The sequence below is a fragment of the Pseudomonas sp. UBA6753 genome (genome assembly GCF_002453565.1).
Classification (GTDB): Bacteria; Pseudomonadota; Gammaproteobacteria; order Pseudomonadales; family Pseudomonadaceae; genus Aquipseudomonas; species Aquipseudomonas putida_Z.
Window position 1 is genome coordinate 1 of sequence record NZ_DKHD01000008.1, and the last position, 24,684, is coordinate 24,684.

General features: G+C 65.0%; 25 protein-coding genes. 2 read left to right on the forward strand and 23 right to left on the reverse strand.

The genetic code is table 11. The features are described from left to right. Nucleotides 1-108: 108 nt before the first annotated feature. From B2790_RS04550 to B2790_RS04605, 12 genes are all read right to left on the reverse strand, one after another. The gene (locus tag B2790_RS04550; protein WP_046616993.1) at nucleotides 109-891 is read right to left on the reverse strand and encodes a TatD family hydrolase; all 783 of its coding nucleotides are present in this window, start codon (nucleotides 889-891) and stop codon (nucleotides 109-111) included. A gap of 30 nt (nucleotides 892-921) precedes the next feature. Beyond that, nucleotides 922-1,908 carry a DNA polymerase III subunit delta' gene (locus tag B2790_RS04555; protein WP_286918346.1) on the reverse strand — a complete coding sequence of 329 codons (987 nt, stop codon included), beginning with the start codon at nucleotides 1,906-1,908 and terminating at the stop codon, nucleotides 922-924. Beyond that, nucleotides 1,901-2,533, reverse strand: a complete 633-nt coding sequence (tmk, locus tag B2790_RS04560) for a dTMP kinase (RefSeq protein ID WP_286918347.1) — start codon at nucleotides 2,531-2,533, stop codon at nucleotides 1,901-1,903. Before tmk ends, B2790_RS04555 begins: the two co-directional genes overlap by 8 nt. A 9-nt stretch (nucleotides 2,534-2,542) precedes the next feature. Beyond that, nucleotides 2,543-3,751: an endolytic transglycosylase MltG gene (mltG, locus tag B2790_RS04565; protein WP_286918348.1), complete on the reverse strand. Its 1,209-nt coding sequence runs from the start codon at nucleotides 3,749-3,751 to the stop codon at nucleotides 2,543-2,545. 4 nt (nucleotides 3,752-3,755) lie between these two features. Continuing rightward, on the reverse strand, nucleotides 3,756-4,571 hold the full coding sequence (gene pabC / locus B2790_RS04570) for an aminodeoxychorismate lyase (protein ID WP_286918349.1): 816 nt from the start codon (nucleotides 4,569-4,571) through the stop codon (nucleotides 3,756-3,758). After that, nucleotides 4,571-5,815 (reverse strand): beta-ketoacyl-ACP synthase II, encoded by a 1,245-nt coding sequence (gene fabF, locus B2790_RS04575; RefSeq protein ID WP_025338216.1) that lies wholly within the window; start codon nucleotides 5,813-5,815, stop codon nucleotides 4,571-4,573. Before fabF ends, pabC begins: the two co-directional genes overlap by 1 nt. A gap of 188 nt (nucleotides 5,816-6,003) precedes the next feature. Then, nucleotides 6,004-6,240, reverse strand: coding sequence for an acyl carrier protein (acpP, locus tag B2790_RS04580; protein ID WP_016715141.1), 237 nt, complete (start codon nucleotides 6,238-6,240; stop codon nucleotides 6,004-6,006). 202 nt (nucleotides 6,241-6,442) lie between these two features. Beyond that, entirely contained in the window at nucleotides 6,443-7,183 is a 741-nt protein-coding gene (gene fabG / locus B2790_RS04585; RefSeq protein WP_003247160.1) for a 3-oxoacyl-ACP reductase FabG, read from the reverse strand. 15 nt (nucleotides 7,184-7,198) lie between these two features. After that, complete coding sequence (gene fabD, locus B2790_RS04590; protein WP_286918351.1) at nucleotides 7,199-8,137, reverse strand: ACP S-malonyltransferase; 939 nt, start codon at nucleotides 8,135-8,137, stop codon at nucleotides 7,199-7,201. Nucleotides 8,138-8,389: 252 nt separating this feature from the next. Then, nucleotides 8,390-9,400, reverse strand: a complete 1,011-nt coding sequence (gene plsX, locus B2790_RS04595; protein ID WP_354317356.1) for a phosphate acyltransferase PlsX — start codon at nucleotides 9,398-9,400, stop codon at nucleotides 8,390-8,392. A 3-nt stretch (nucleotides 9,401-9,403) separates the two neighbouring features. Continuing rightward, nucleotides 9,404-9,586, reverse strand: coding sequence for a 50S ribosomal protein L32 (gene rpmF, locus B2790_RS04600; RefSeq protein WP_003247154.1), 183 nt, complete (start codon nucleotides 9,584-9,586; stop codon nucleotides 9,404-9,406). Between the two features lie 13 nt (nucleotides 9,587-9,599). Continuing rightward, nucleotides 9,600-10,127: a YceD family protein gene (locus tag B2790_RS04605; RefSeq protein ID WP_012313431.1), complete on the reverse strand. Its 528-nt coding sequence runs from the start codon at nucleotides 10,125-10,127 to the stop codon at nucleotides 9,600-9,602. A gap of 96 nt (nucleotides 10,128-10,223) precedes the next feature. Between B2790_RS04605 and B2790_RS04610 the strand changes: the two genes are divergently transcribed. Further along, complete coding sequence (locus B2790_RS04610) at nucleotides 10,224-10,802, forward strand: Maf family protein (protein WP_063911718.1); 579 nt, start codon at nucleotides 10,224-10,226, stop codon at nucleotides 10,800-10,802. A gap of 136 nt (nucleotides 10,803-10,938) precedes the next feature. Here the strand turns inward: B2790_RS04610 and sppA are convergent, their stop codons facing one another. Genes sppA through rluC form a run of 3 tightly spaced genes read right to left on the reverse strand, consistent with a single transcriptional unit; the run spans nucleotide 10,939 to nucleotide 13,569 of the window. Further along, the gene (gene sppA / locus B2790_RS04615) at nucleotides 10,939-11,928 is read right to left on the reverse strand and encodes a signal peptide peptidase SppA (RefSeq protein WP_013971572.1); all 990 of its coding nucleotides are present in this window, start codon (nucleotides 11,926-11,928) and stop codon (nucleotides 10,939-10,941) included. 6 nt (nucleotides 11,929-11,934) lie between these two features. Beyond that, nucleotides 11,935-12,609, reverse strand: a complete 675-nt coding sequence (locus B2790_RS04620) for an HAD family hydrolase (RefSeq protein WP_286918352.1) — start codon at nucleotides 12,607-12,609, stop codon at nucleotides 11,935-11,937. Between the two features lie 3 nt (nucleotides 12,610-12,612). Then, nucleotides 12,613-13,569 (reverse strand): 23S rRNA pseudouridine(955/2504/2580) synthase RluC, encoded by a 957-nt coding sequence (gene rluC / locus B2790_RS04625; RefSeq protein ID WP_025338212.1) that lies wholly within the window; start codon nucleotides 13,567-13,569, stop codon nucleotides 12,613-12,615. A 799-nt stretch (nucleotides 13,570-14,368) separates the two neighbouring features. Here rluC and rne point away from each other — a divergent pair. Then, a complete protein-coding gene (gene rne, locus B2790_RS04630; protein WP_286918354.1) occupies nucleotides 14,369-17,644 on the forward strand; it encodes a ribonuclease E in 3,276 nt (1,091 codons plus the stop codon). Nucleotides 17,645-17,903: 259 nt separating this feature from the next. Here the strand turns inward: rne and murB are convergent, their stop codons facing one another. The 8 genes from murB to B2790_RS04670 form a co-directional block, all read right to left on the reverse strand. Then, nucleotides 17,904-18,923, reverse strand: coding sequence for a UDP-N-acetylmuramate dehydrogenase (gene murB, locus B2790_RS04635; protein ID WP_286918355.1), 1,020 nt, complete (start codon nucleotides 18,921-18,923; stop codon nucleotides 17,904-17,906). Beyond that, complete coding sequence (locus tag B2790_RS04640) at nucleotides 18,920-19,384, reverse strand: low molecular weight protein-tyrosine-phosphatase (protein WP_286918357.1); 465 nt, start codon at nucleotides 19,382-19,384, stop codon at nucleotides 18,920-18,922. Before B2790_RS04640 ends, murB begins: the two co-directional genes overlap by 4 nt. Then, nucleotides 19,384-20,148, reverse strand: coding sequence for a 3-deoxy-manno-octulosonate cytidylyltransferase (kdsB, locus tag B2790_RS04645; RefSeq protein ID WP_286918358.1), 765 nt, complete (start codon nucleotides 20,146-20,148; stop codon nucleotides 19,384-19,386). The genes B2790_RS04640 and kdsB overlap by 1 nt, the downstream gene beginning before the upstream one ends. Then, entirely contained in the window at nucleotides 20,145-20,330 is a 186-nt protein-coding gene (locus B2790_RS04650) for a Trm112 family protein (protein ID WP_011532874.1), read from the reverse strand. Before B2790_RS04650 ends, kdsB begins: the two co-directional genes overlap by 4 nt. Before the next feature lie 44 nt (nucleotides 20,331-20,374). Further along, complete coding sequence (gene lpxK / locus B2790_RS04655; RefSeq protein ID WP_274079383.1) at nucleotides 20,375-21,376, reverse strand: tetraacyldisaccharide 4'-kinase; 1,002 nt, start codon at nucleotides 21,374-21,376, stop codon at nucleotides 20,375-20,377. Beyond that, nucleotides 21,376-21,810 (reverse strand): ExbD/TolR family protein, encoded by a 435-nt coding sequence (locus tag B2790_RS04660; RefSeq protein WP_274079384.1) that lies wholly within the window; start codon nucleotides 21,808-21,810, stop codon nucleotides 21,376-21,378. Before B2790_RS04660 ends, lpxK begins: the two co-directional genes overlap by 1 nt. Further along, nucleotides 21,807-22,442 carry a MotA/TolQ/ExbB proton channel family protein gene (locus B2790_RS04665; protein WP_016391244.1) on the reverse strand — a complete coding sequence of 212 codons (636 nt, stop codon included), beginning with the start codon at nucleotides 22,440-22,442 and terminating at the stop codon, nucleotides 21,807-21,809. Before B2790_RS04665 ends, B2790_RS04660 begins: the two co-directional genes overlap by 4 nt. A 555-nt stretch (nucleotides 22,443-22,997) precedes the next feature. Then, nucleotides 22,998-24,684: DNA internalization-related competence protein ComEC/Rec2 (locus B2790_RS04670; protein ID WP_286918359.1), on the reverse strand; the 1,687-nt coding region annotated here is incomplete at its 5' end.

Genomic DNA, 24,684 nt, shown 5'->3' on the forward strand with positions numbered 1-24,684 from the left:
TCGGCCTCCTGAAGTCGCAATCGGCGGCGCCTGAACTATCGCGCGCTTAAAAGCAAAAGCTGAAGCAAGAGCAAGAGCGCTCAGGCTTTGTATTTTGAAGAGTTGCTGTCAGGCCACCCGCGCCAACGGGAACAAGCGCTTGAAGTTGGCAGTGGTCTGTTCTGCCAACTGCTCATAACTGGCCCCGCGCAACGAAGCCACGTACTCCGCCACCTCACGCACGTACTGCGGCAAATTCGGCTTGCCCCGATGCGGGATCGGCGCCAGGTAGGGCGAATCCGTTTCCACCAGCAAACGATCGACCGGCACCTGCCGCGCCACCTCACGCAGGGCATCGGCATTGCGGAAGGTAACGATGCCAGACAACGAAATGTAATATCCCAGGTCCAGCGCCGCCTTGGCCATGTCCCAGTCTTCGGTGAAGCAGTGCAGCACGCCAGCCTGCGGCAGGTTGGCCTCGCGCAGCAGCGCCAGGGTATCGGCACGCGCCGCACGGGTATGCACGATCACCGGCTTGCCGGTCTGCCGCGAGGCCTCCAGGTGCAGGCGGAACGAGGCTTGCTGCAACTCGGCTGCTTCCGGCTCGTAGTGGTAATCCAGCCCGGTTTCACCAATCGCCACCACATGTGGGTGAGCCAGTTCGCGCAGCAGCCATTCCAGCGCCGGCGTTTCGCCTGGCGCCAGGTCCAGCGGGTGCACGCCCACCGAGCAATCGACATCGGCGTAGCGCTCGCTCAGCGCCTTCACCGCACCAGCATTCTCGGCACTGACGCCAATACACAGGAAATGCCCGACCCCGCGCTCACGCGCCGCCTGCAAGGCAGCATCGAGGGAGCCCTGGTGGGCGCTCAGGTCAAGACGGTCGAGGTGGCAATGGGAATCTACGAGCATGGGATAACGACACACATGAAAAAATGAAAATCAGCGGGCGCCCGGCAACTGCAGCCAATGGGCCAGCAGCGATTCAAGCAGCAGGGCGCGGTTGAGGTTGGCCTTGCCCAGCACCTTCTGGCGCTGTTCCAGGATCCATGCCTGCACCTCCAGCACCTTGGCCTGGCGGCTCTTCTGCGCCAGGTACTGCACCACCTTGCGCATATCGGCCAAGCCTAGCCCCTCCTCGTCCTGGGTCAATTGGTAGCGCAGGATCAGGTGCGCCCAATCGCAGAACCAGTCGAACAGCAGCAACAGCGGCACACCGTTCCAGGCATCGGCCAGCTGGCTGGGCGATTGCTGCTGCTTGAGCAGCTTCTTCACCCCGTCGGTGACCAGCGCGCGCTGCTCGCGCACGCCTTGCGCCTGCAGTCTGACCGCCATCAGCGGCGAACCGGCAGCCAGGGTCAGCAACTCGTCGCGCTCGGCCTCGTCACTGTCGGGCAGTGCGCCGGCCAGCCAGGCCTGGCTCTGAGCCAGGCTGGGCTGCGGGCAGGCGACCTGCTGGCACCGGCTCTTGATGGTCGGCAACAGGCGGCTGGGCTGGTGGGTAACCAGCAGCAACACGGTGTCGCCGGAGGGTTCTTCGAGGCTTTTGAGCAGGGCGTTGGAGGCGTTGACGTTCATCGCTTCCACCGGCTCGATCAGTACCACCTTGCGCCCACCCAACTGCGCGGTCTGCACCACGAAGGCCACCAACTCGCGCACCTGGTCGACCTTGATCGGCTTGTCGGCTTCTTCGGGCTCGAGGACGAAGTTGTCCGGGTGGCTACCGGCCTTGAGCAGCAAGCAGGACTTGCACACGCCACAGGCCTCCAGGCCCTGGGGCTGCTGGCACAGCAGGCGGGCCATCAGGCGCTCGGCCAGGGCCCGCTTGCCGATGCCCTGCGGCCCATGCAGCAGGTAGGCGTGAGCGTGCTGGCTGCGGCCAGCCAATTGTTGCCAGAGTGCCTGCTGCCAGGGATAGGCCTCAGCCACGGCAACGCTCCACGATGCCTGGTAGCAACGCATCGATGGAGCGCTGCACGGCCTCCAGAGGCTGGGCGGCATCGAGCAGGCTATAGCGCTGTGGTTCGCGGCCGGCGCGCTGCAGGTAGGCCTGGCGCACCGCCTCGAAGAACGCCTGGCCTTCCTGCTCGAAACGGTCCAGGCGGCCGCGGGCGGCGGCGCGGGCCAGGCCCACTTCGACCGGCAGGTCGAAGACCAGGGTCAGGTCCGGGCGCAGGTCGCCCTGGACGAACTGCTCCAGGGTGGCGATCCGCTCGACCGACAAACCGCGCCCGCCGCCCTGGTAGGCGTAAGTGGCATCGGTAAACCTGTCACACAAGACAACCGCCCCGCGGGCCAGCGCCGGCCGGATCACCTGCGCCAGGTGCTGGGCACGCGCAGCGAACACCAGCAACAGTTCGGTGTCGGCCGCCATGCTTTCATCGCTGGGCGCCAGCAGCAGCTCGCGCACCTTTTCGGCCAGCGGCGTGCCGCCGGGCTCACGGGTCAGCACCACGTCCAGGCCCTGCTCGCACAGGCGCGCAGCCAGGTAGTCGCGGTTGGTGCTCTTGCCCGCGCCTTCGGGGCCTTCCAAAGTAATAAACAAGCCGCTCACAGGCAGTCCTTAATGTTGTTCGTCAGGCATCGGCCGTTCGGCCGCTTGCGCGCCGCCGGCAGGGGCGTCCTGCACAGGCGGCTGGTCCGGCGCTGGCTGCGCGGTAGACTCGTCGGCAGGCGCTTCGGGCTGTTCGCCCTCGTGGGCACCTGGTTGTGGCTGCGACTTTGGCTCTGGCTGCGATTGCGGCGCGGGGCTGGAGCGGTAGTCCGCACGGCGCTTGAGCTGGAACTCGCGCACCGCCGAGTTGTGGTCGTCGAGGTCGTCGGAAAACACGTGGCTGCCATCGCCACGGGCGACGAAGTACAGGCTGGTGCCATCGGACGGGTTGAGCGCCGCGTGAATCGCTTCGCGACCGACCATGGCGATCGGGGTCGGCGGCAGGCCGGTGATGGTGTAGGTGTTGTAAGGCGTCGGCTCGCGCAGGTCGGCGCGGGTGATCTTGCCGTTGTAGCGCTCACCCATGCCGTAGATCACCGTAGGGTCGGTCTGCAGCATCATGCCCAGGCGCAGGCGCCGCACGAAAACGCCGGCGATCTGCCCGCGCTCCTGGGGAATGCCGGTCTCCTTCTCTACCAGCGAGGCCATGATCAGCGCCTGGTACGGGTCACGGTATGGCAGGTCGGTGGTGCGCTCGGCCCACTCCTTGGCCAGCACTTCGTCCAGGCGCATGTAGGCCTGCTGCAGCAACTCGACGTCGCTCATGCCACGCACGAAGCGGTAGGTGTCCGGGAAGAAGCGCCCCTCGGGGAACACACCGGTATGGCCGAGCTTGTCCATCACTTCCGAATCGGACAGCCCATCCAGCGTGTGCTTGATCTTTTCATGCTTGGCCACGGCCGAGCGCACCTGGCGGAAGGTCCAGCCTTCGACCAGGGTCAGGTTGTACTGCACCACGTCGGCCCGACGCCAGGCATCGAACAACTGCTCCACGGTCATGCCGGGGGTCAGGCGGTACTCGCCAGTGTGCAGCGGGGTGCCGGCCATGTTGAAGCGCCAGTACAGGCGCAACCAGACGGCGTCGTCGAGCACCCCTTCGTTCTGCATGCGGTAGAACATGCGATTGGGGGTAGTGCCATTGGGCACGTCGAGCAGGCGCTCCTGCGTCACGTGCAGGGGCTGCTCCAGGACCGAGTTGACCTTCCAGGCCGACCAGCCCACGGCAAGGCCGGCGAGGATCAAGCCCATTTCCAGCAGCAGCAGGAATTTACGTCTCACGAATTCAGGTTTCCAGTAACGTACGGGCAACGGCCTGCAGTTTACGGGTGAGCGGGCCCGGCGACCAGTTTAGCGCGGCAACGCCACGCACGGGCCAGACACCGTAGACGCTGTTGCAGACAAATACTTCATCTGCCTGCTCCAGCGCGTCGAACGGCAGGTCGCAGACCTGCACCGGGATGCCCAGCAGCGCTGCCTGTTCCAGCAACGCGGCCCGCATCACGCCAGCGACGCCACAGCGGCTGAGGTCGGCCGTGAACAGCACGCCATCGCGCACCAGGAACAGATTGCTGTACACCCCTTCGATCACCCTGCCCTGCCCATCACGCATCAGGCCTTCGGCATGTTCGCTGTCCTGCCATTCGGCACGGGCCAGCACCTGCTCCAGGCGGTTGAGGTGTTTGAGGCCGGCCAGCAGCGGTTGTTCCCCAAGCCGGGTCTGGCACGGGAACAGGCGCACGCCGTGCTCGGCATGTTCGACAGGATAGCTGGGCAACGGGCTGCCCTGCAGAATACGGCGCGGCGCAGCACCGGCAACCGGTGCGTAACCGCGCTGGCTGTCACCACGAGTAAGGATGAGTTTGGCTACGCCATCGCCGAGCTGGCTGGCATAGCGCAGGAGTTCGTCGCTCACCAGCGCCAGGTCGGCACTGATTGCCAGGCGCTGGCAGCCCAGAGCCAGGCGTGCGAGGTGGCCGTCCAGCAGGCTGGGCCGGCCGCCGCGCACGGCGATGGTCTCGAACAGCCCATCGCCGTAGGCCAGGCCGCGGTTCTGCAGGTTGACTGCAGCCGCCGGCTGGCCATCGATCCAGCTTTGCATCAATCGGCGAACCGGCGGAATACCAGCGAACCGTTGGTGCCACCAAAGCCGAACGAGTTGGACAGCACCACATCGATCGGCATGCTGCGCGCCTGGTGCGGTACGAAGTCGAGGTCGCAGCCTTCGTCCGGCTCGTCCAGGTTGATGGTGGGCGGAGCCATCTGGCTGTTGATCGCCAGCACGCTGAAGATCGCTTCCACGGCACCGGCGGCGCCCAGCAGGTGGCCGGTCATCGACTTGGTCGAGCTGACCGCCAGCTTGTAGGCATGCTCACCGAACACGCGCTTGATCGCCGCCACTTCGGCCACGTCGCCAGCAGGGGTCGAGGTGCCATGGGCGTTGATGTAGCTGACCTCTTCCGGCTGGATGCCGGCATCACGCAGGGCGTTGGCCATGCAGCGGGCAGCGCCTTCGCCGGTGTCGGGTGGCGAAGTCATGTGGTAGGCGTCACCGCTCATGCCGAAACCGACCAGCTCGGCATAGATGGTCGCGCCGCGGGCCTTGGCGTGTTCCAGTTCTTCGAGCACCAGGGCACCGGCACCGTCGGACAGCACGAAGCCGTCACGGCCCTTGTCCCACGGGCGGCTGGCCCGGGTCGGCTCGTCGTTGCGAGTGGACAGTGCACGGGAGGCACCGAAGCCGCCCATGCCCAGGCCGCAGGCGGCCATTTCGGCGCCGCCGGCGATCATCACATCGGCTTCACCGTAGGCGATGTTGCGCGCGGCCATGCCGATGCAGTGGGTACCAGTGGTGCACGCGGTGGCGATGGCGTAGTTCGGCCCTTGCAGCCCCAGGTGGATCGACAGGAAGCCGGAGATCATGTTGATGATCGAGCCTGGCACGAAGAACGGCGAAATGCGACGCGGCCCCGAATCGTGCAGGGTGCGGCTGGTTTCTTCGATGTTGGTCAGACCGCCGATACCCGAGCCCATGGCCACGCCAATACGCTGGCGGTTGGCGTCGGTGACTTCCAGGCCGGCATTTCGCACTGCCTGGAACCCGGCCGCCAGGCCGTACTGGATGAACAGGTCGAGCTTGCGGGCCTCTTTGGCCGACAGGTATTGCTCGACCTCGAAGCCTTTCACCGAGCCGCCAAAACGGGTGGAGTAGGCAGACAGGTCCGTGTGTTCGATCGGACCGATGCCACTGCGGCCAGCCAGAATGCCCTGCCAGGTGCTCGGTACATCAGTACCCAGTGGCGACAGCATACCCATACCGGTGACCACGACGCGTCTACGCGACACAGTACTCTCCTTTTCTAATGACAGAGTTTCTTGCCATTGCATTCAAGCAATGGAATGAAATGGCAACAAGCTCTTGGTACCCGGTGAACGAGCCCGATCTGCAAAACGCAGGGTGCTCGCAAAGAAAAAACCGCACGCCGGCAAAGGCAGTGCGGTTTTTCCCGACAAGAAGCGTCGACTACAGCGTCTTAGGCCTGGTGGGCTTTGACGTAGTCTACAGCAGCTTGAACGGTAGTGATCTTCTCGGCTTCTTCGTCAGGGATTTCGGTCTCGAATTCCTCTTCCAGAGCCATCACCAGCTCAACGGTGTCAAGCGAATCGGCACCCAGGTCATCGACGAAGGACTTCTCGAGAGTCACTTCCTCTTCCTTGACGCCCAGTTGCTCGGCGACGATTTTCTTGACGCGTTCTTCGATGTTGCTCATACCTAGGTTTACTCCTAATGGATATATGTCAGGCAGCTGGCCGGTGGCTAATTTTATAGAAAGACGTTCGCTTTTCAAGCTAAACGCACCTTCACACCAGTCACCACACCCGCTGCCTGGAATCTGGTTGCAGCTTTATAACGGATTTTAGGCTCGCAGTATGACTCTTTTTTTACGAAATCCGTCACATTGAGTTGCAGTGTTACATGTACATCCCGCCGTTGACCGGCACGGTGGCGCCGGTTACGTAGGCTGCGCCGTCGGATGCCAGGAACGAAACCACCTTGGCGATTTCGTCTGCCTGGCCCAGGCGGCCCAGCGGAATCTGGGTCTGCAGGGCTTCGCGCTGCGCTTCTGGCAGCTCACGGGTCATGTCGGTGTCGATGAAGCCCGGGGTCACCGAGTTGACGGTGATGCCACGCGAGCCCACTTCACGCGCCAGGGCGCGGCTGAAGCCTTCCAGGCCGGCCTTGGCGGCCGCGTAGTTGGCCTGGCCGGCGTTGCCCATGGCACCGACGACCGAGCCGATGCTGATGATACGGCCCCAACGTGCCTTGGTCATGCCACGCAGCACGCCCTTGGACAGACGGTAGAGGCTGTTCAGGTTGGTATCGATCACGTCGAACCACTCGTCGTCCTTCATGCGCAGCATGAGGTTGTCACGGGTGATACCGGCGTTGTTGACCAGGATGGCCGGTGCGCCGAACTGCTCGCCGATGGCGGCCAGCACAGCTTCAACCGATTCGGCGCTGGTCACGTTCAGTTCCATGCCGGTACCGGTGATGCCGTGTTCTTTCAGGGTGGCAGCAATGCGCTCGGCGCCGGAGGCCGAAGTGGCGGTGCCGATCACGGTCGCGCCCTGGCGGCCCAGCTCGAGGGCGATGGCCTGGCCAATGCCACGGCTGGCGCCGGTGACCAGTGCAACTTTACCTTGCAGGCTCATGCAAGCTTCTCCAAATCAGGCCAGTGCCGCGCGGGTGGCGGCGACGGCGTCAGGGGTATTGAGGTTGTAGGTGGTCACGCCATCGGCGCAACGCTTGTTCAGGCCAGCCAGGACCTTGCCCGGGCCGCACTCGACCAGGTTGACCGCACCGTTGGCGGCCAGGGTCTGCACGCATTCGACCCAGCGCACTGGCTGGTACAGCTGCGCCAGCAGGTCGTGCTTGAGGGCATCGAGGTCAGCGGCAACGGCAGCGGTGACGTTCTGCACCACCGGAATTTGCGGGGCGTGCCACTCGATGGCGTTGACCGACTCGGCAAAGCGCTCGGCAGCCGGCTTCATCAGCGCGCAGTGCGACGGCACGCTGACCGCCAGCGGCAGGGCGCGCTTGGCACCCTTGGCCTTGCACAGCTCGATGGCGCGATCGACGGCGGCCTTGTTGCCGGCGATGACCACCTGGCCTGGCGAGTTGAAGTTGACCGCGCTGACCACCTGGTCTTCGGCCGCTTCGGCGCAGATTTCCACGACCACGGCGTCATCCAGGCCGAGAATGGCGGCCATGGCGCCATGACCGGCCGGCACGGCTTCCTGCATCAGCTGGCCACGGCGCTCGACCAGCCGCACGGCATCTTTCAGGCTCAGGCCGCCGGCGGCAACCAGGGCGCTGTATTCACCCAGGCTGTGACCGGAGACGAAGGCCGGCCTGGCACCGCCCTCTTCCAGCCACAGGCGCCACAGCGCGATGGACGCGGTGAGGATGGCCGGCTGGGTCTTGTCGGTCTGGTTGAGTTGTTCTTCCGGGCCTTCCTGGACCAGCTTCCACAGGTCGTAACCGAGTGCCTCGGACGCTTCCTTGAAGGTTTCGATGATCACTGGCTTCTCGGCGCCGAGCTCGGCGAGCATGCCCAGCGACTGGGAACCTTGACCGGGAAAGACGAATGCGAGAGATGCAGACATTGAACAAGCCCTTATGATCTTGTCGTCGGATAGGGTGCGCCGGGCTTTGGGCCAGGCGCGGAATCTGAAAGCTTGGATGGATACGCAGACCAAGCGGTCACATTTAAGCACTTCAGCGGCGATATGCCTAAGGTCTTTGTTTACCTGTACCGGCCCTTTCGCGGGCTTGCCCGCTCCCACAGATACCCCACAATCTTCAGCCCTGTGGCAATCCTGTAGGAGCGGGCAAGCCCGCGAAGGGGCCGGCACAGGCTACAACAGCAGGTCCTCGAGCCGCCCATGCAAGCGCTGCGGCAGGTTTTCCTGGATCTCGATCAACGCCCGCTGGATGGCACTCTGGAAGCCCTGCACCCCCGCCGAGCCATGGCTCTTGATGACGATGCCCTGCAACCCCAGGAAACTCGCGCCATTGTGCCGCGCCGGTGCCAGGTCGGCCTGCAGGCGCTTGAGCAGCGGCATGGCCACGGCCCCGGCTGCCCGCGACAACATGCCACCCTTGAACAACTGCTCGATGCGCGCGCCGATCATCGTCGCCAGCCCCTCGCTCGACTTGAGCAGGATATTGCCGACGAACCCGTCGCACACCACCACATCGGCTTCGCCGCGATACAACCCGTCACCTTCGACGAAGCCTATGTAGTTGAGCCCGCGGGCGTTCTGCAACAGGCTGGCCGCCAGCTTGACCTGCTGGTTGCCCTTGATGTCCTCGGTACCGATGTTCAGCAGCGCCACGCGCGGTCGCTGCACACCCAGGGCCTGGGCGGCCACCGAGCCCATCACGGCGAACTGGTAGAGGTTCTCGGCGCTGCAGTCGACGTTGGCGCCAAGGTCGAGCAACTGGCAGTAACCGGTCTGGGTCGGGATCGCCGCCACCATGGCCGGCCGGTCGATACCCGGCAGTGTCTTGAGCACGAACCGCGAGAGCGCCATCAGCGCCCCGGTATTGCCGGCGCTGACGCAGGCCTGGGCCTTGCCGTCGCGCACCAGTTCGAGGGCGATGCGCATCGACGAATCCGGCTTGCCGCGCAGCGCCTGGGATGGCCGCTCGTCCATGCCGACCACCTCGCTGGCGGCCACGATTTGCAGGCGCGCGCGATCCGCAGCCGCAAGGCCGCTGACAAGATCTTCAAGGAGGGAGGGTTGACCGACGAGGGTCAGGTGCAGCGAGGGGGTAGCCGAAAGGCAGGCAATGCTAGCCTGGACAATGCTGCGGGGACCGAAGTCCCCGCCCATTGCGTCGATCGCGATGATCTGAGCGGACAAGGATTACTCGTCAGCGCCCTTGTCGACCACTTTGCGACCACGGTATACGCCTTCTGGCGAAACGTGGTGACGCAGGTGTACTTCACCGGTGGTTTTCTCTACCGACAGCGCGTTTTCCGACAGGGCGTCGTGCGAACGGCGCATGTCACGGGCAGAGCGGGATTTTTTGTTCTGCTGAACAGCCATAATTGATTAACTCCTAAACGTTTGGGTCACGCTTTAACTGCGCCAAAACACTGAACGGGTTGGACCGCGATACCTCGTCCTTGCTCGATTCGGGCTCGTCTGCGCCCGCCGGCTGCTGGCATTCTTCCGGATGATGAGCAGGCACAATTGGCAAGGCGAGCAGAAGCTCCTCCTCGATCAATGCCTGCAGATCCAAAGGATCTTCGCCCAGTTCCAGCACGTCATAGCCTTTCGGCAACGACTGGGTATTCGCACCCTCCTTCACCACGGCGTATGTACATTCGCTGTGGATCGGCAGGGTGACCAGCTCAAGACAACGCTGGCAAACCATCTTGACCTCGACGTCCAGCTCGCTGTGGATAACCACCACGTGCTGTTCATCTCGTTCAAAATCGAACTTCGCCTGCACCGTACCGACATTGTCGGAAAGCGGGTCGCAGAGTCTTTCCAAATCAGCGAGTTGCAGCGAACCGTTAAGGGTTACGCCACGATCGGCTAATTTGCGCGGGTCAACGTGAGGTGGAATCGGGTCATTCAACATAGGCGCAGCATTCTAGGGATGCCCCCCGCCCCTGTCAAAGGAAATTCGGCGGCATCGTGCGTGATAGAATTTGTTCAACTGATTCAGGAGTCTACCATGCTTCCTCTGTTACTGGCTTCCAGCTCTGCCTACCGCCGCGAACTGCTTGCGCGCCTGCGCCTGCCCTTCACCTGGGCAAGCCCCGATATAGACGAGCGGCGCCTGGATGACGAACCGGCGGTGGAGCTGGTGCGCCGGCTGGCCAGGCAAAAAGCCGAGGCCCTGGCAGGCAGCCACCCCGGGCACCTGATCATCGGTTCGGACCAGGTTGCGGTGCTGGGCGAGCAGGTACTGGGCAAGCCGCACACCTTCGAGCGGGCCTGCGAGCAGCTGCTGGAGTGCAGCGGGCAGCAGGTGAGCTTCCTGACCGGACTGGCATTGCTGAACAGCGCCACCGGGCACTGCCAGGTGGACTGCGTGCCGTTTACCGTGACCCTGCGCGAACTGGACCGGGAGCGAGTGGAACGCTATGTAGCGGCGGAACAGCCGCTGGACTGCGCCGGCAGCTTCAAGGCCGAGGGGCTGGGGGTGAGCCTGTTCCAGAGCACGCACGGGTGCGATGCGACCAGCCTGATCGGGCTGCCACTGATTAGATTGGTGGATATGTTGACCAAAGAAGGGGTGGTGATTCCCTGAGATTCTGGGGCCGCGCTGCGGCCCTTCGCGGGCACGCCCGCTCCCACAGGCGTGTCGCAACCTGCGGGCTTTGCACGATCCCCGTGGGAGCGGGCATGCCCGCGAAGGGGCGCAAAGCGCCCCCGGCAATCCCGGATCAGCGCAACTGCGGCCCCTGGAAGCCCATCCACATCGCCAAGCGCTCAGCCACACTGGCCCCCACACGCTTGGAGAAGCGATCGAGCGCAGACTCCTGCACGGTGAAGTCCACCAACTCCTTCTCGCCCACGATCTCGCGCGCCACATAGCTGGCACTGCCCAGCCCGTCCACCAGGCCCAACTCCTTGGCCTGCTCGCCCGACCAGACCAGGCCACTGAACAGCTCCGGATGCTCCTTGTCCTTCAGGCGTTCGCCCCGCCCCTGCTTGACCATGGCAATGAACTGCTGGTGCGTGGTATTCAGCACGCCCTGCCAGAACTCGGTCTCTTCCGGCTTCTGCGGCGAGAACGGATCGAGGAAGGCCTTGTGCTCGCCTGCAGTGTAGGTACGCCGCTCCACACCCAGCTTCTCCATGGTGCCGACAAAGCCATAACCGGCCGCCGTCACACCAATCGAGCCCACCAGGCTGGCCTTGTCGGCATAGATCTCGTCCGCCGCACTGGCGATGTAGTAGGCACCGGAAGCGCCGAGGTCGGCGATGACCGCATACAGCTTGATGGCCGGGTATTCGGCCCGCAGACGGCGGATTTCGTCATACACGTAACCCGACTGCACCGGGCTGCCTCCCGGGCTGTTGATGCGCATCACCACAGCCTTGGTCTTGCTGTCCTTGAACGCCTCGCGCAGGCTCTTGACGATATTGTCGGCGCTAGCTGGCTCCTGGTCGGCAATCACCCCGCGTACCTCAACCAGCGCGGTATGGCTGGCACTGCGCGACGCGGCCTTGTCCATGTCCATCAACGGTGTGAACAGGATCAGGATGCCGAACAGGTAGACGAAGGTCAGCAACTTGAAGAAGATCCCCCAGCGTCGCGCCCGGCGCTGCTCCTGAACGCCTGCCAGCAGGGTCTTTTCCAGCAGTTTCCAGCTCTTGCGCTCTTCGCGCTCCTCGGGTTCGGCCTCGGGGGCTTTCCATTCGTCTGCCATGCTTACCTACCTTGGAAATGGAATTGCGGAACCACCCAGCCACTCACGCAACTGGGAAAAATGATCGATGCACACCTGCGGACCAAACTCGGCCAGCGCCCGCAGCGAAATGGCACCGTAGCCCACGGCCACCGAATGCATGCCGGCATTGCTGGCCATCTGCAGGTCGAATGCCGAATCGCCAACCATCAGCGCACGCCCCGGTTCGACACCGCAATGACCGAGAATTTCCTCGAGCATAAGCGGGTGCGGCTTGCCGCGGGTCTCGTCGGCGGCGCGAGTGATGTCGAAGAACTGCTCCCAGCCATTGGCCTTGAGCACCCGGTCCAGCCCGCGACGCGCCTTGCCGGTGGCCACCGCCAGGCGGTAACCCTCGGCACGGAAGGCATCCAGCGACTCGACCACACCCTCGAACAGCGGCGAGGGCTGCTGGTCCAGGGCCATGTAGATATCGGCATAGTGCTGACGGAAGCTTTCGACCTGAGCAGGCGCCAGGTGCGGGTACAGGGTGTGGATCGCCTCGCCCAGGGCCAGGCCGATGATGCCCTTGACCGCGTCCTCGCTGCTTTGCGCCTCACCGGCACGCTCGGCGGCGGCGTTCATGGCCTCGACGATACGCCCGATCGAGTCGGCCAGGGTGCCGTCCCAGTCGAAGATCAGTAGCTCATAGCCTTTTTTCATAGGTCAGGACGCACTCAGACGTTCAACGGTTTTCGCCCAGACTTCATCCACTGGCGCCTCGAGCTTCAGCTCGCCACCGTCCGGCAGCGGCACGGTCAGCGCATAGGCATGCAGGAACAGGCGCTTGCCACCCAAGTCACGAATTTCACGACTGAAATCTTCGTCGCCGTACTTGCTGTCGCCAGCGATCATATGCCCGGCATGCAGGGTGTGCACGCGGATCTGGTGGGTACGACCGGTGATCGGGCGCGCCTCGACAATGGTGGCGAACTCGCCGAAGCGGCGCAGCACGCGGAACAGGGTCAGCGCCTCCTTGCCCTCGTCGTTCACCTCGACCATGCGCTCGCCGGAGCGCAGGTTGCTCTTGAGCAACGGCGCGTTGACCTGCTTCTTCGAGGTCGGCCAGTGGCCGCGCACCAGCGCCATGTAGCGCTTGTCGACACCGTCGCCGCGCAGCGCGGCGTGCAGGTGGCGCAGCATGCTGCGCTTCTTGGCGATCATCAGCAGGCCGGAGGTATCGCGGTCCAGGCGGTGCACCAGCTCCAGTTCCTTGGCGTCCGGGCGCAGCTGGCGCAGCGCCTCGATCACGCCGAAGCTCAGGCCGCTGCCGCCATGCACGGCGATGCCGGCCGGCTTGTTCATCACGATCAGCGCCTTGTCTTCGTAGACGATGGCCGCTTCCAGGCGCTGCAACAGGCCCTGGGCTACCGGCGCCGGCTCGTCACGTTCCGGCAGGCGGACGGGCGGTACCCGCACGATGTCGCCGGCCTGGATCTTGTACTCCGGCTTGACGCGCCCCTTGTTGACCCGTACTTCACCCTTGCGCAGGATGCGGTACACCAGGGTCTTGGGCACGCCCTTGAGGGCCGTGATGAGGAAATTGTCGATGCGTTGGCCGGCAAGCTCCGGCGCGACTTCGATCAGCTGAACGCCGGAAGTCGGAGGGGTATTGGTCGTCATGGCGGGATCATAACAATTTTTTATGGAATTGAAGCACTTAATCATTGCTGCTATAGTCGCGAACGCCGCCAAAAGCGGCAGGCCAGCGGCACCAGGCTCCTAGCCGGTCCCTGACCAACGCAATTCTCCAGGACGCGAGGCCGTCCTACGGGGTTTTCGCCAGTTTACCGAATTGCCTGGAATCGCCACCAGCGCTGTGTAGAGAAGACCGAAAAAAAACGACAAGTGCGGTGTTTCACCTGCTTACCCGATTCTTTTCGCTGCACCTCTGCCCGCCCCGTCGCTTCCACGCAACGCCCGGCGAATGCTTCGGAAATACCTGCCTTGGACATGAATGGCGCCAGCGCAGTACCTGCGCTGGCGAAAAATGCAACCCGTTGCGGATTCAGCGCGCGGCAGCACCCGAATTATCAGGGATACGTGCAGGGTGGAGATGCACAGCCCTCGGACCGTGTAGCACCGCGTCCGGCCCACCAGCCCACTGAACGGCTGGCGAGCGGATAAGGTCCTGAACAGATGCCTCCGGGCGTCCACGGCTGACGGTTGATTCCTCCTCCTGACTGAGTGCACAAGGCCCGCTTGGTTGATTCGGATTCCAATTCGAAGCCACCGGGGCCTTGTTGGCACCGCAGCAAACAGGACGCGTCGTCGCGACAACGGCAGGCTGGGCAACCGGCTGGTGCCGAACGTCGCTCGACACGGGGGTGGCCCGGCCACCCTTTGCGCACCTTGGCACCGACCATGAGACGTCGTGTGTGCCGAACGCCGTTTCCGGCAGCCCGGAAACCGACGGTACAACATGAAAAGAATGCTGATTAACGCGACTCAACCCGAAGAGTTGCGTGTAGCCCTGGTGGACGGCCAACGTCTCTACGACCTGGACATCGAGTCCGGCGCGCGCGAGCAGAAAAAGGCCAACATCTACAAAGGCAAGATCACCCGCATCGAACCCAGCCTCGAAGCCGCCTTCGTCGACTTCGGCTCCGAACGTCACGGCTTCCTGCCGCTGAAAGAAATCTCCCGCGAATACTTCAAGAAAGCCCCCGAAGGGCGGGTCAACATCAAGGAAGTACTGAGCGAAGGCCAGGAAGTCATCGTCCAGGTCGAGAAGGAAGAGCGTGGCAACAAAGGCGCCGCCCTCACCACCTTCATCAGCCTGGCCGGCCGCTACCTGGTGCTGATGCCGAACAACCCGCGCGCCGGTGGCATTTCCCGCCGCATCGAAGGCGAAGAGCGCAACGAACTGCGTGAAGCCCTGAACGGCCTGACCGTGCCGGGCGACATGGGCCTGATCGTGCGCACTGCCGGCCTTGGCCGCAGCAGCGAAGAAATGCAGTGGGACCTCGACTACCTGCTGCAACTGTGGACCGCCATCAAGGAAGCGTCCCAGGACCGCGCCGCGCCATTCCTGATCTACCAGGAAAGCAACGTCATCATCCGCGCCATCCGCGACTACCTGCGCCAGGACATCGGCGAAGTGCTGATCGACAGCATCGATGCCCAGGAAGAAGCCCTGACCTTCATCCGCCAGGTGATGCCGCAGTACGCCAGCAAGGTGAAGCTGTACGAAGACAGCGTGCCGCTGTTCAACCGCTTCCAGATCGAAAGCCAGATCGAGACCGCCTTCCAGCGCGTGGTCGACCTGCCGTCCGGCGGTTCGATCGTGATCGACCCGACCGAAGCCCTGGTGTCCATCGACATCAACTCGGCGCGCGCCACCAAAGGCAGCGACATCGAAGAAACCGCCCTGCAGACCAACCTGGAAGCGGCCGAGGAAATCGCCCGCCAGCTGCGCCTGCGTGACATCGGCGGCCTGATCGTCATCGACTTCATCGACATGACCCCGGCGAAAAACCAGCGCGCAGTGGAAGAGCGCGTGCGTGAATGCCTTGAGGCCGACCGCGCCCGCGTCCAGGTCGGCCGCATCTCGCGCTTCGGCCTTCTGGAAATGTCCCGTCAGCGCCTGCGCCCTTCGCTGGGCGAAAGCAGCGGCATCGTCTGCCCGCGCTGCTCCGGCACCGGCATCATCCGTGACGTCGAATCGCTGTCGCTGGCCATCCTGCGCCTGATCGAAGAAGAGGCCCTGAAGGACCGCACCGCCGAAGTTCGCGCCCAGGTGCCGATCCCGGTGGCTGCCTTCCTGCTCAACGAGAAGCGCAACTCGATCACCAAGATCGAACTGCGTACCCGTGCGCGCATCATCATCCTGCCGAACGATCACCTGGAAACCCCGCACTTCGAAGTCCAGCGCCTGCGCGACGACAACCCGGAAGTGCTGAGCAACCAGTCCAGCTACGAGATCGCCGCAGCCGAAGCCGAAGAAGCGCCGCAGCCGACCGCCACCCGCACCCTGGTTCGCCAGGAAGCCGCGGTCAAGACCGCCCCGGCCCGCGCCAACGCGCCGGTACCGGCCACTGTCGAAGAGCCGCAGCCTGCCGCACCGGTCGCCCCTGCCCCGGTCGCCCCGGAGCCAAGCCTGTTCAAGGGCCTGGTGAAGTCGCTGGTAAGCCTGTTCGCCGCCAAGGAAGAGCCTGCCGCAGCGCCGGTTGTAACTGCCGCCGAGAAGCCGGCCGCCGAGCGCAGCCCACGCAACGAAGAACGCCGCAACGGCCGCCAGCAAAGCCGCAACCGCAACGGCCGCCGCGACGAAGAGCGCAAGCCGCGTGAAGAGCGTGCCGAGCGCGCACCTCGTGAAGAACGTGCCCCGCGCGAAGAGCGTGCACCACGTGAAGAACGCGCCCCACGCGAAGAGCGTGCACCGCGTGAAGAACGTGCACCACGCCAGCCACGCGAAGACCGCCGCGGCAACCGTGGCGAAGAGCGCGTGCGCGAACTGCGTGAGCCACTGGACGTTACCCCTGCCGAGCGTGAGGAACGTCAGCCGCGCGAGGAGCGTGTAGCCCGTGAAGAACGTGCCCCACGCGAAGAACGTGCCCCGCGTGAAGAGCGTGCACCTCGCGAAGAACGCGCCCCACGTGAGGAGCGTGCTCCACGTGAAGAACGCGCACCGCGTGAGGAGCGTGCTCCGCGTGAAGAACGCGCACCACGTGAAGAGCGTGCCCCGCGTGAAGAACGCGCACCTCGTGAAGAACGTGCTCCACGCGAAGAACGAGCCCCTCGCCCACCACGCGAAGAGCGTCAGCCACGCGTAGCCGAAGAAGCTGCCGAGCTGGCCGAAGAGCAACTGCCGAACGAAGAGCTGCTGCAGGACGAACAGGAAGGCACCGATGGCGAGCGCCCGCGCCGCCGTTCTCGTGGCCAGCGTCGTCGCAGCAACCGTCGTGAGCGTCAGCGCAACGCCAACGGCGAGCTGATCGATGGCAGCGAGGAAGAAGGCAGCGAAGAGCAGCCACAACCGCATCAGGCCACCGAGCTGGGTGCCGAACTGGCTGCCGGCCTGGCCGTGACTGCCGCCGTCGCCAGCAGCAACATCAGTGCCGACGCCGAAGCCCAGGCCAACCAGCAGGCCGAGCTTGCCACCGCCGAAGTCGCCGCCGTAGCGGAAACCGACAACAGCGAAGTCGCCCAGCCGGTCGAGCAGGCCGAGAAGGTCGAACAGGTCGAAGCTACTGCCGAGGCTGAAGAAGTGGCTGTGGCCCCGGTGGTCGAGCAGCCGGTCAGCGAGCCTGTGGCCGTGGTCGAGGCAACTGCCGAGCCAGTGGTCGAAGTCGCTCCGCAGCCAGTGGTCGACGAAGCACCTGCTGCCGAACCGGTAGTGGTTGCCGAAGCACCGGTAGAAGCGCCTGCCGTCGAGGCCGGTGAAATCGAGCAGGCCCCGGTCGTGGTCGAAGCCGCTCCGGCTGCCGAACAACCTGCCCCGGTTGTCGAGGCCCAGCCAGAAGTGGTGGCCGAGCCTGCCCCAGTGGCCGTCGAGCCTGCACCGGTCGAAGCCCCTGCGCCGGTGGAACCTGCCACTGTCATGCTGGCCAACGGCCGTGCGCCGAACGACCCGCGTGAAGTGCGTCGCCGCAAGCGTGAGGCCGAGGCTGCCGCCAAGGCCGCGCAGGAAGCTGCTGCAGCCACCGAGGAGCCAGCCCTGGAAGCCACTGATGAGCAAAAGCCTCATCACGGTTGATAGCCAAGGCTGAATGAAAAAGCCCCGCCAGTTCGCACTGGCGGGGCTTTTTCTTGGCTGGACGTTTTGGACTTCACTACCTTCAAGCCCTGCGAACTCACTGTGGGAGCGGGCAAGCCCGCGAACACCGGCGCAGCCGGTGCCAGCCACCGCGTTGAGTTCTTCGCGGGCGCGCCCGCTCCCACGGGACCGAGTGAGCCCGAAATCAGTGCTGCACCTTTAGGGTTTTAGCCGCGAAAAGGCCAGCCCAGGCACTGAATCAGTAGAGGTTAGGCTCCATCTCCAGCTCGACCCCGAACCGCTCGAGGATATCGGCCTGGATCCGCCGCGCCAGCGCATGCATCTGCACCCCGCTCGCCTGGCCGTAGTTGACCAGCACCAGCGACTGCAAACGATGCACCCCGGCATCCCCCTCGCGGTGGCCCTTCCAGCCTGCCTGCTCGATCAACCAGCCTGCCGCCAGCTTCACTTGGCCATCGGCCTGGGGATAAGCCACCACTCCCGGGTACTGCGCACGGACTCCCTCGACCAGTTCCGCCGAGACCACCGGGTTCTTGAAGAAGCTCCCGGCATTACCCAGCTCTGCCGGGTCTGGCAGCTTCTCGCGGCGAATGCTGCAGATCGCGTCGCTGATCGCCTGCGCGGTCGGCTCGGTCACGCCCTGCTCTGCCAACCGCTGGCGCACCGGGCCGTAATCCAGGTGAGCCTGCAGTGTACGGCTCAAGGCAAAGCGCACACGCAGGATCAACCAACGCCCGGGGTTGCGCTTGAACAGGCTGTCGCGATACCCGAAGGCACATTCAGCCAGGCCGAAGTCACGCAACTCGCCGGTCTCGCGGTCCAGGGCGGTCAGGCCGACGAATACGTCCTTGATCTCCACGCCATAGGCGCCCACGTTCTGCATCGGTGCGGCGCCCACGGTGCCGGGGATCAGGCTGAGGTTCTCCAGCCCGCAATAGCCCTGCGCCAGTGCCCACTGCACGAACGGGTGCCACGGCTCACCGGCCTCGGCCTCGACCACGATACGTTCGCCATCGTCGCTGAGCACGCGCCGGCCACGGCTGGCCATATGCAGCACCAGCGCATCGATATCGCGGGTCAGCAGCAGGTTGCTGCCACCGCCAATCACCAGCACCGGCACGCCGCCTTGCTGCGCCTGGGCCAGCGCCTGGCGCACCTCCTGGTCATCATGTGCCTGGGTGAAATACCGCGCCTTCACGTCGATGCCAAAGGTGTTGTAAGGCTTGAGCGATACCTGCTCCTGCCACTGCACTGTCATAGCCGCCCCTTGATTTCCAGGACCAGCGCCTGGCACGCCGCTTCAACCAGGTCGAGCACCTGCTCGAAACCGTCGGCGCCACCGTAGTACGGGTCTGGCACTTCATCCAGTGCTGCGCCATAGCGGCGCAGGAACAGGTCGAGCTCCCCCACTGCCGTGTGCGGGCGCATCGCACGCAAATGGCCGAGGTTGCTCTCGTCCATGGCCAGGATCAGGTCATATTCGGCAAAGTGCGCCGCCTTGACCTGCTGGGCGCGTTGCTGCGAAAGGTCATAGCCACGCGCCAGCGCTGCCTTGCAGGTGCGGCTGTCAGGCACCTTGCCGACATGCCAGTCGCCGGTACCGGCCGAGGCCACATGCACCCGGTCGGCAAGCCCGGCAGCCTGCAATTGATGGCGCAGCACGCCTTCGGCGGTGGGCGAGCGACAGATATTGCCGAGGCAGACGAACAGGACGCGCATCAGGCCTCCAGCAAGCGCCGTACGCGCTCCAAGTCTTCAGGGGTATCCACGCCCACGGCAGGCGCCTCGATGGCGTCTTCGACGTGGATGCGTACGCCATGCCACAGGGCACGCAGCTGCTCCAGCGCTTCGGTCTGCTCGAGCCAGCACGGGCCCCAGCTGACGAAGTCCTGCAGGAAGCCGACGCGGTAGGCGTACATGCCGATGTGGCGGCGATACGGCACGCCTTCCGGCAACTGGTTGCGGTCCTTGGCAAACGCATCGCGGGCCCAGGGCAGCGGTGCACGGCTGAAGGTCAGGGCCAGGCCGTTCTTGTCGCTGATTACCTTGACCGCGTTGGGGTTGAACACGGTTTCCAGCTCATGGATCGGCTCGGCCAGGGTGGCGATGCCGGCTTCCGGATGCGCCGCCAGGTTGGCTGCCACCTGGTCGATGATCACCGGCGGGATCAGCGGCTCGTCGCCCTGCACGTTGACCACGATGGCATCGGCAGACAGGCCCAGGTGTACGGCCACTTCGGCCAGGCGGTCGGTGCCGGACTCATGGTCGGCACGAGTCATCAGCACTTCGGCGCCGAAGGCCTGGCAGGCCTCCAGAATGCTTGCGTCGTCGGTGGCGATGATCACGCGGCTGGCGCCGCTCTTGCGGGCCTGTTCCCACACATGCTGCACCATCGGCTTGCCGGCGATCGGCAGCAATGGCTTGCCCGGCAGGCGCGTGGAGCGCAGCCGGGCGGGGATCACCACGGTGAAATCCAGGCTCATTTGTCCAGACGCTCTTCATCGGTCAGGGTGCGCGCCTCGCTTTCCAGCATGACCGGGATGCCGTCGCGGATCGGGTAGGCCAGGCCAGCGCCCTTGCTGATCAGCTCGGTCTTGTCGGCACTGAGCTTGAGCGGGCCCTTGGTGATCGGGCAGGCCAGGATGTCGAGCAGTTTGGTGTCCATTTGAGGCTTCCTTTAGGCCAGGTGGCCGGGAATTGAAAAAGGGCTCAGGGCTTGCGCAGCAAGCGTTGCAACTGGTTGTCGAACCAGGCGCTGAAAGCTGGCGTGGGCTGCGCCTCGACGGCCAGGTACCACCAGTCGTCAGCGGCGAAGGCCCGGCATTTCACCGCATCCTTCTCGGTCATGACCAGCGGCAGCGGCGGGTTGAAGGCCAGGCTCTGGGCGCTGAACTGCGCATGGTCGGCAAAGGGATGCGGCACCGGCTGCCAGTTTAGCCCCAGCAGGGTATTGAAGAAACGTTGCGGGTTGCCGATACCGGCCACCGCGTGCAGGCGTTGGCCTGCAGGGAAATGGTCGAGCGCGCGGCGCTCGCCGCTGCGCAGGTTGACCAGGGCTGACGGCTGCAGGCAGAAGCCGAAGCCATCGGCGCGGTCTGCGCTGTCGCCGTTGAACAGCACCGCGTCAGCCTCGTGCAGGCGTTCGGCCGGCTCACGCAACGGCCCCGCCGGCAGGCAGCGGGCATTGCCCAGGCCGCGAGCGGCATCGATCAGCACCAACTCCAGGTCGCGGGCCAGGCGGTAGTGTTGCATGCCGTCGTCACACAGGATCAGGTCGAGAGGTTCGCTGGCCAGCAGGGCCTGCACGGCGCGGGAGCGGTCGGGGTCGATCATCAGCGGCACGCCGGTGCGCTGCACGATCAGCAGCGGTTCATCGCCGGCCTGCTCGGCAGCCTGGTCGGCCTGCACGCGCCAGGGCAGCTGCGGCGGTTTGGCGCCATAGCCACGGCTGACCACGCCCACCTTCAGCCCCTGCTGGCGGCAGTGCTCGATCAGCCAGAGGATCATCGGCGTCTTGCCGGTACCGCCCACGGTGATGTTACCCACCACGATGACCGGCACCGGGGCCCGGTAGCTGGCACTTTCGCCACTGAGAAAGCGCGCCCGCTTACGCGTGACCACGCGGCGATACAGCGCCTCCAGCGGGCGCAGCAGCGCCAGGGCCGGGTGCCCGGCGTACCAGGCGGCGAGCAGACGGTCGGCGAAGGCCATCAAGGCGTGCCCTGGGCCGCCTCGACGGTGGTCATGCGCAACTGGCTGAAACCGAGCTTGCCGGCGGCATCCATCGCGGTGATCACAGCCTGGTGCGGGGTCTTGCCGTCGGCGCTGATGGCCAGCGGCAGCTTGTTGTCGCCGCCCGACTCACGCTCGATCGCTTCGCTCAGGGTGGCCAGGTCGCTCTTGGGTAGCAGGTGGTTGTTCACCGAGTACACGCCTTCGGCGCTGATGGTGATTTCCACCAGCTTGCCCTGGTCGGGCGGCGCCTGCTCGGCGCTGGCGGCTTCGGGCAGCTCGACGCGCAGCTGGGTCTCGCGGGTGAAGGTGGTGGTGACCACGAAGAACAGCAGCAGGACGAACACCACGTCGATCAGCGACGCCAGGTTGATGTCGACGCTCTCCCGCTGGCGATTGCGCCGGAACTTCACGCCTTGCCTCCGGCCACTTCCACTTCACGGTCGCCCTGGATCACTTCTACCAGCTTGATCGCTTCCTGCTCCATGCCGACTACCAGCTCGTCGATGCGGCGCAGCAGGAAGCGGTGGAAGAATACCGCCGGGATACCGACCATCAGGCCGGCCGCGGTGGTGACCAGGGCCTTGGAGATACCACCGGCCAGCACTGCGGCGTTGGCGGTCATCTGCGAGCCCATGAAGGCGCTGAAGATGTCGATCATGCCCAGCACGGTGCCCAACAGGCCCAGCAGCGGAGCCATGGCGGCGATGGTGCCGAGGGTGCTGATGTAGCGTTCCAGTTCGTGGATGACGCGCGAGGCGGCCTCCTCGATGCATTCCTTCATGATTTCGCGGCCATGGCGCGAGTTGGCCAGACCGGCGGCAAGGATTTCGCCCAGTGGCGAATCGGCGCGCAGGGCCTTGAGCTTGTCACTGGTCAGTTGCTTGTCCTTGATCCACATCCACACCTGGCCCAGCAGGTGCGGCGGGGTGACGCGGCTGGCGCGCAGGGTCCACAGGCGCTCGACGACGATAGCCATGGCAGCGATGGAGCTCAGAATGATCGGCAGCATCATCCAACCACCGGACTTGACCAATTCCCACACAGTAAACGCCCCTTCGGAAAAAGGCCGCCACTCTACCATAGGCGCGCCGGGGGCTCATCTGCCGGAGGTCAGGGAATTGCCCTACCCGGTTTCTACCTTGAGCTGTCGGGTGGCTGAACTGGCCCTTTCGCGGGTGAACCCGCTCCCACAGATTCAGCATCAACTCGAAGCCAGCGCAGTACCTGTGGCCCGCGAAAAAGACGACGCGGTGGATGGCACCGGCTTTGCCGGTGTTCGCGGGCATGCCCGCTCCCACAGGTACCGCGTGATCTCAAGTGCGACGCCGTCCCTGTGTGCGTTTACCCGCGAAAGGGCCAGCTCAGCCACCGCCCGCATCCCTCCAGAAACGCCTCTTTCGGCGCACACTCTCCCACAGGTTCAACATCAACTCGAAGCCAGCGCAGTACCTGTGGGAGCGGGCGCGCCCGCGAAAAAGACGACGCGGTGGATGGCACCGGCTTTGCCGGTGTTCGCGGGCATGCCCGCTCCCACAGGTACCGCGGGAACTCAAGCGCGACGCCGTCCCTGTGTGGGTTTACCCGCGAAAGGGCCAGCTCAGCCACCGCCCGCATCCCTCCAGAAACGCCTCTGTCGGCGCACACTCTCGACCTCCCCCTGCCTCCCCAACACCAACCGCAACGCCCCCTGCTCCGCTGTGTCATGCATCACCACTCCATGCCGCCGATAACGTTCGACCACCTGCGCGTGCGGGTGCCCGAAGCTGTTGTTGCGCCCCCGCGAAATCAGTACCCCGCGCGGCGCCGTGGCGCGGATGAAGGCCTCGCTGGACGAACTGCGGCTGCCATGGTGCGGCGACTGCAGCCAGTCGATCCGCGGCGCTTCTGTGGCCGCCAGCCAGGCCCGTTCGGCACCGGCTTCCATATCTCCCGCCAGCAACAACCGCTCACCCTGCGCCTCGACCAGCAACACACAGGAGCGGTCATTGCTGCTCTGCCCATCAGCCCAGCGCCACAGCGAAAAGCGCACGCCATCCCACGTCCACTGGTCGCCACTGACACAAGGCTGCAGCTGCATGTCATCCAGCACTTCGCCGCCGATCACCCGTTCGACCGGCAGGCCACGCATGATTGCGCCAGCACCACCGGCGTGGTCGGCATGGGCGTGGCTGACCAGCATCAGGTCCAGGCTGCCCACCCCTAGCTTGCGCAAGGTCGGCAACACCACCCGCTCGCCCAGGTCGCTCTCCCCCCTGGCAGGCCCTGCGTCGTACAGAAGGTCGTGATGCCGAGTGCGCAACAGCACCGCCAGCCCCTGGCCGACGTCCAGCTGCCAGACCTCGACCTGGCCGAACGGTACCGTCTCCCGGGGTACCCACAGCGCCAGCAGCATCACGCCACCCAACCCGCGCAGCGGGACGCCACGGGGCATCAAAACCAGCAGCGTACCCAGGCACACCAGCAGCCAGGCCCACAATGGCAGAACTGCTGGCAGCCACGCCGACTGCTGTTGCGCCACCAACTCCAGCAGCCGGAAAAGCACATCGAGCAGACCACCCGCCAGCCACAACAGCACCTGCCCTACCCCGCCCAGCGGCAGCAGCAAAGTCCCCAGCAACGCCAATGGCAGTACCGCCAGGCTGACCCAAGGCACCGCAACAAGGTTGGCCAGCGGCGCACTCAGGCTCACGGGCAAGCCCGTAGCCAGCAGCACCGGTAGCAAACCGATGGCAATTACCCATTGCGCCCGCGTCCAGGCCTGCCAGGGCCGCCAGCCGCCCAGGCGGGCACTGAAGCAATAGCCAAGCGTGGCCACGGCCGCGAACGACAGCCAGAACCCGGGCAGCAGCGCGGCCAACGGCTCCACCAGCAGCACGGCAACCAGCGCCAGCAGCAGCGGCAAGGTCGCACCGAGGTGGCGAAAGCGCAGGCGCCAGAGCAACACCACGGCCAGCATCAGGCAGGCACGCTGCACCGGTACACCGCCACCAGCCAACCAACCGTAGGCCAGTGCCGCAGCCATGGCCAGGCCACACGCCCAGGGCAGCCAGGGCAGACGAGCGGGCCACAGCCCCCAACGCGCCAGCCCGGCAACCAGGCCATACAGCAAGCCAGCAACCAGGCCGATGTGCTGGCCAGAGATCACCAGCAGGTGCACCGTGCCGGTGGCCTGCAACGTTTGCCAGTCCTCCCGGGCCAGGCCCGCCCCGTCGCCAAGCACCAGCGCCACCAACGCTGCCTGCCGGCCATTGGCCTCGACTGCCAGCAGGCGCTGGCGCAGCGTG

Coding starts and splice junctions, on each gene's coding strand:
- sppA (WP_013971572.1), bottom strand. CDS start 11,928: ATGGCAGACGAATGGAAAGCCCCCGAGGCCGAACCCGAGGAGCGCGAA.
- B2790_RS04550 (WP_046616993.1), bottom strand. CDS start 891: ATGCTCGTAGATTCCCATTGCCACCTCGACCGTCTTGACCTGAGCGCC.
- rpmF (WP_003247154.1), bottom strand. CDS start 9,586: ATGGCTGTTCAGCAGAACAAAAAATCCCGCTCTGCCCGTGACATGCGC.
- B2790_RS04640 (WP_286918357.1), bottom strand. CDS start 19,384: ATGCGCGTCCTGTTCGTCTGCCTCGGCAATATCTGTCGCTCGCCCACC.
- kdsB (WP_286918358.1), bottom strand. CDS start 20,148: ATGAGCCTGGATTTCACCGTGGTGATCCCCGCCCGGCTGCGCTCCACG.
- fabD (WP_286918351.1), bottom strand. CDS start 8,137: ATGTCTGCATCTCTCGCATTCGTCTTTCCCGGTCAAGGTTCCCAGTCG.
- acpP (WP_016715141.1), bottom strand. CDS start 6,240: ATGAGCAACATCGAAGAACGCGTCAAGAAAATCGTCGCCGAGCAACTG.
- B2790_RS04605 (WP_012313431.1), bottom strand. CDS start 10,127: ATGTTGAATGACCCGATTCCACCTCACGTTGACCCGCGCAAATTAGCC.
- B2790_RS04650 (WP_011532874.1), bottom strand. CDS start 20,330: ATGGACACCAAACTGCTCGACATCCTGGCCTGCCCGATCACCAAGGGC.
- rne (WP_286918354.1), top strand. CDS start 14,369: ATGAAAAGAATGCTGATTAACGCGACTCAACCCGAAGAGTTGCGTGTA.
- fabG (WP_003247160.1), bottom strand. CDS start 7,183: ATGAGCCTGCAAGGTAAAGTTGCACTGGTCACCGGCGCCAGCCGTGGC.
- B2790_RS04610 (WP_063911718.1), top strand. CDS start 10,224: ATGCTTCCTCTGTTACTGGCTTCCAGCTCTGCCTACCGCCGCGAACTG.
- lpxK (WP_274079383.1), bottom strand. CDS start 21,376: ATGGCCTTCGCCGACCGTCTGCTCGCCGCCTGGTACGCCGGGCACCCG.
- rluC (WP_025338212.1), bottom strand. CDS start 13,569: ATGACGACCAATACCCCTCCGACTTCCGGCGTTCAGCTGATCGAAGTC.
- murB (WP_286918355.1), bottom strand. CDS start 18,923: ATGACAGTGCAGTGGCAGGAGCAGGTATCGCTCAAGCCTTACAACACC.
- pabC (WP_286918349.1), bottom strand. CDS start 4,571: ATGCAAAGCTGGATCGATGGCCAGCCGGCGGCTGCAGTCAACCTGCAG.
- B2790_RS04620 (WP_286918352.1), bottom strand. CDS start 12,609: ATGAAAAAAGGCTATGAGCTACTGATCTTCGACTGGGACGGCACCCTG.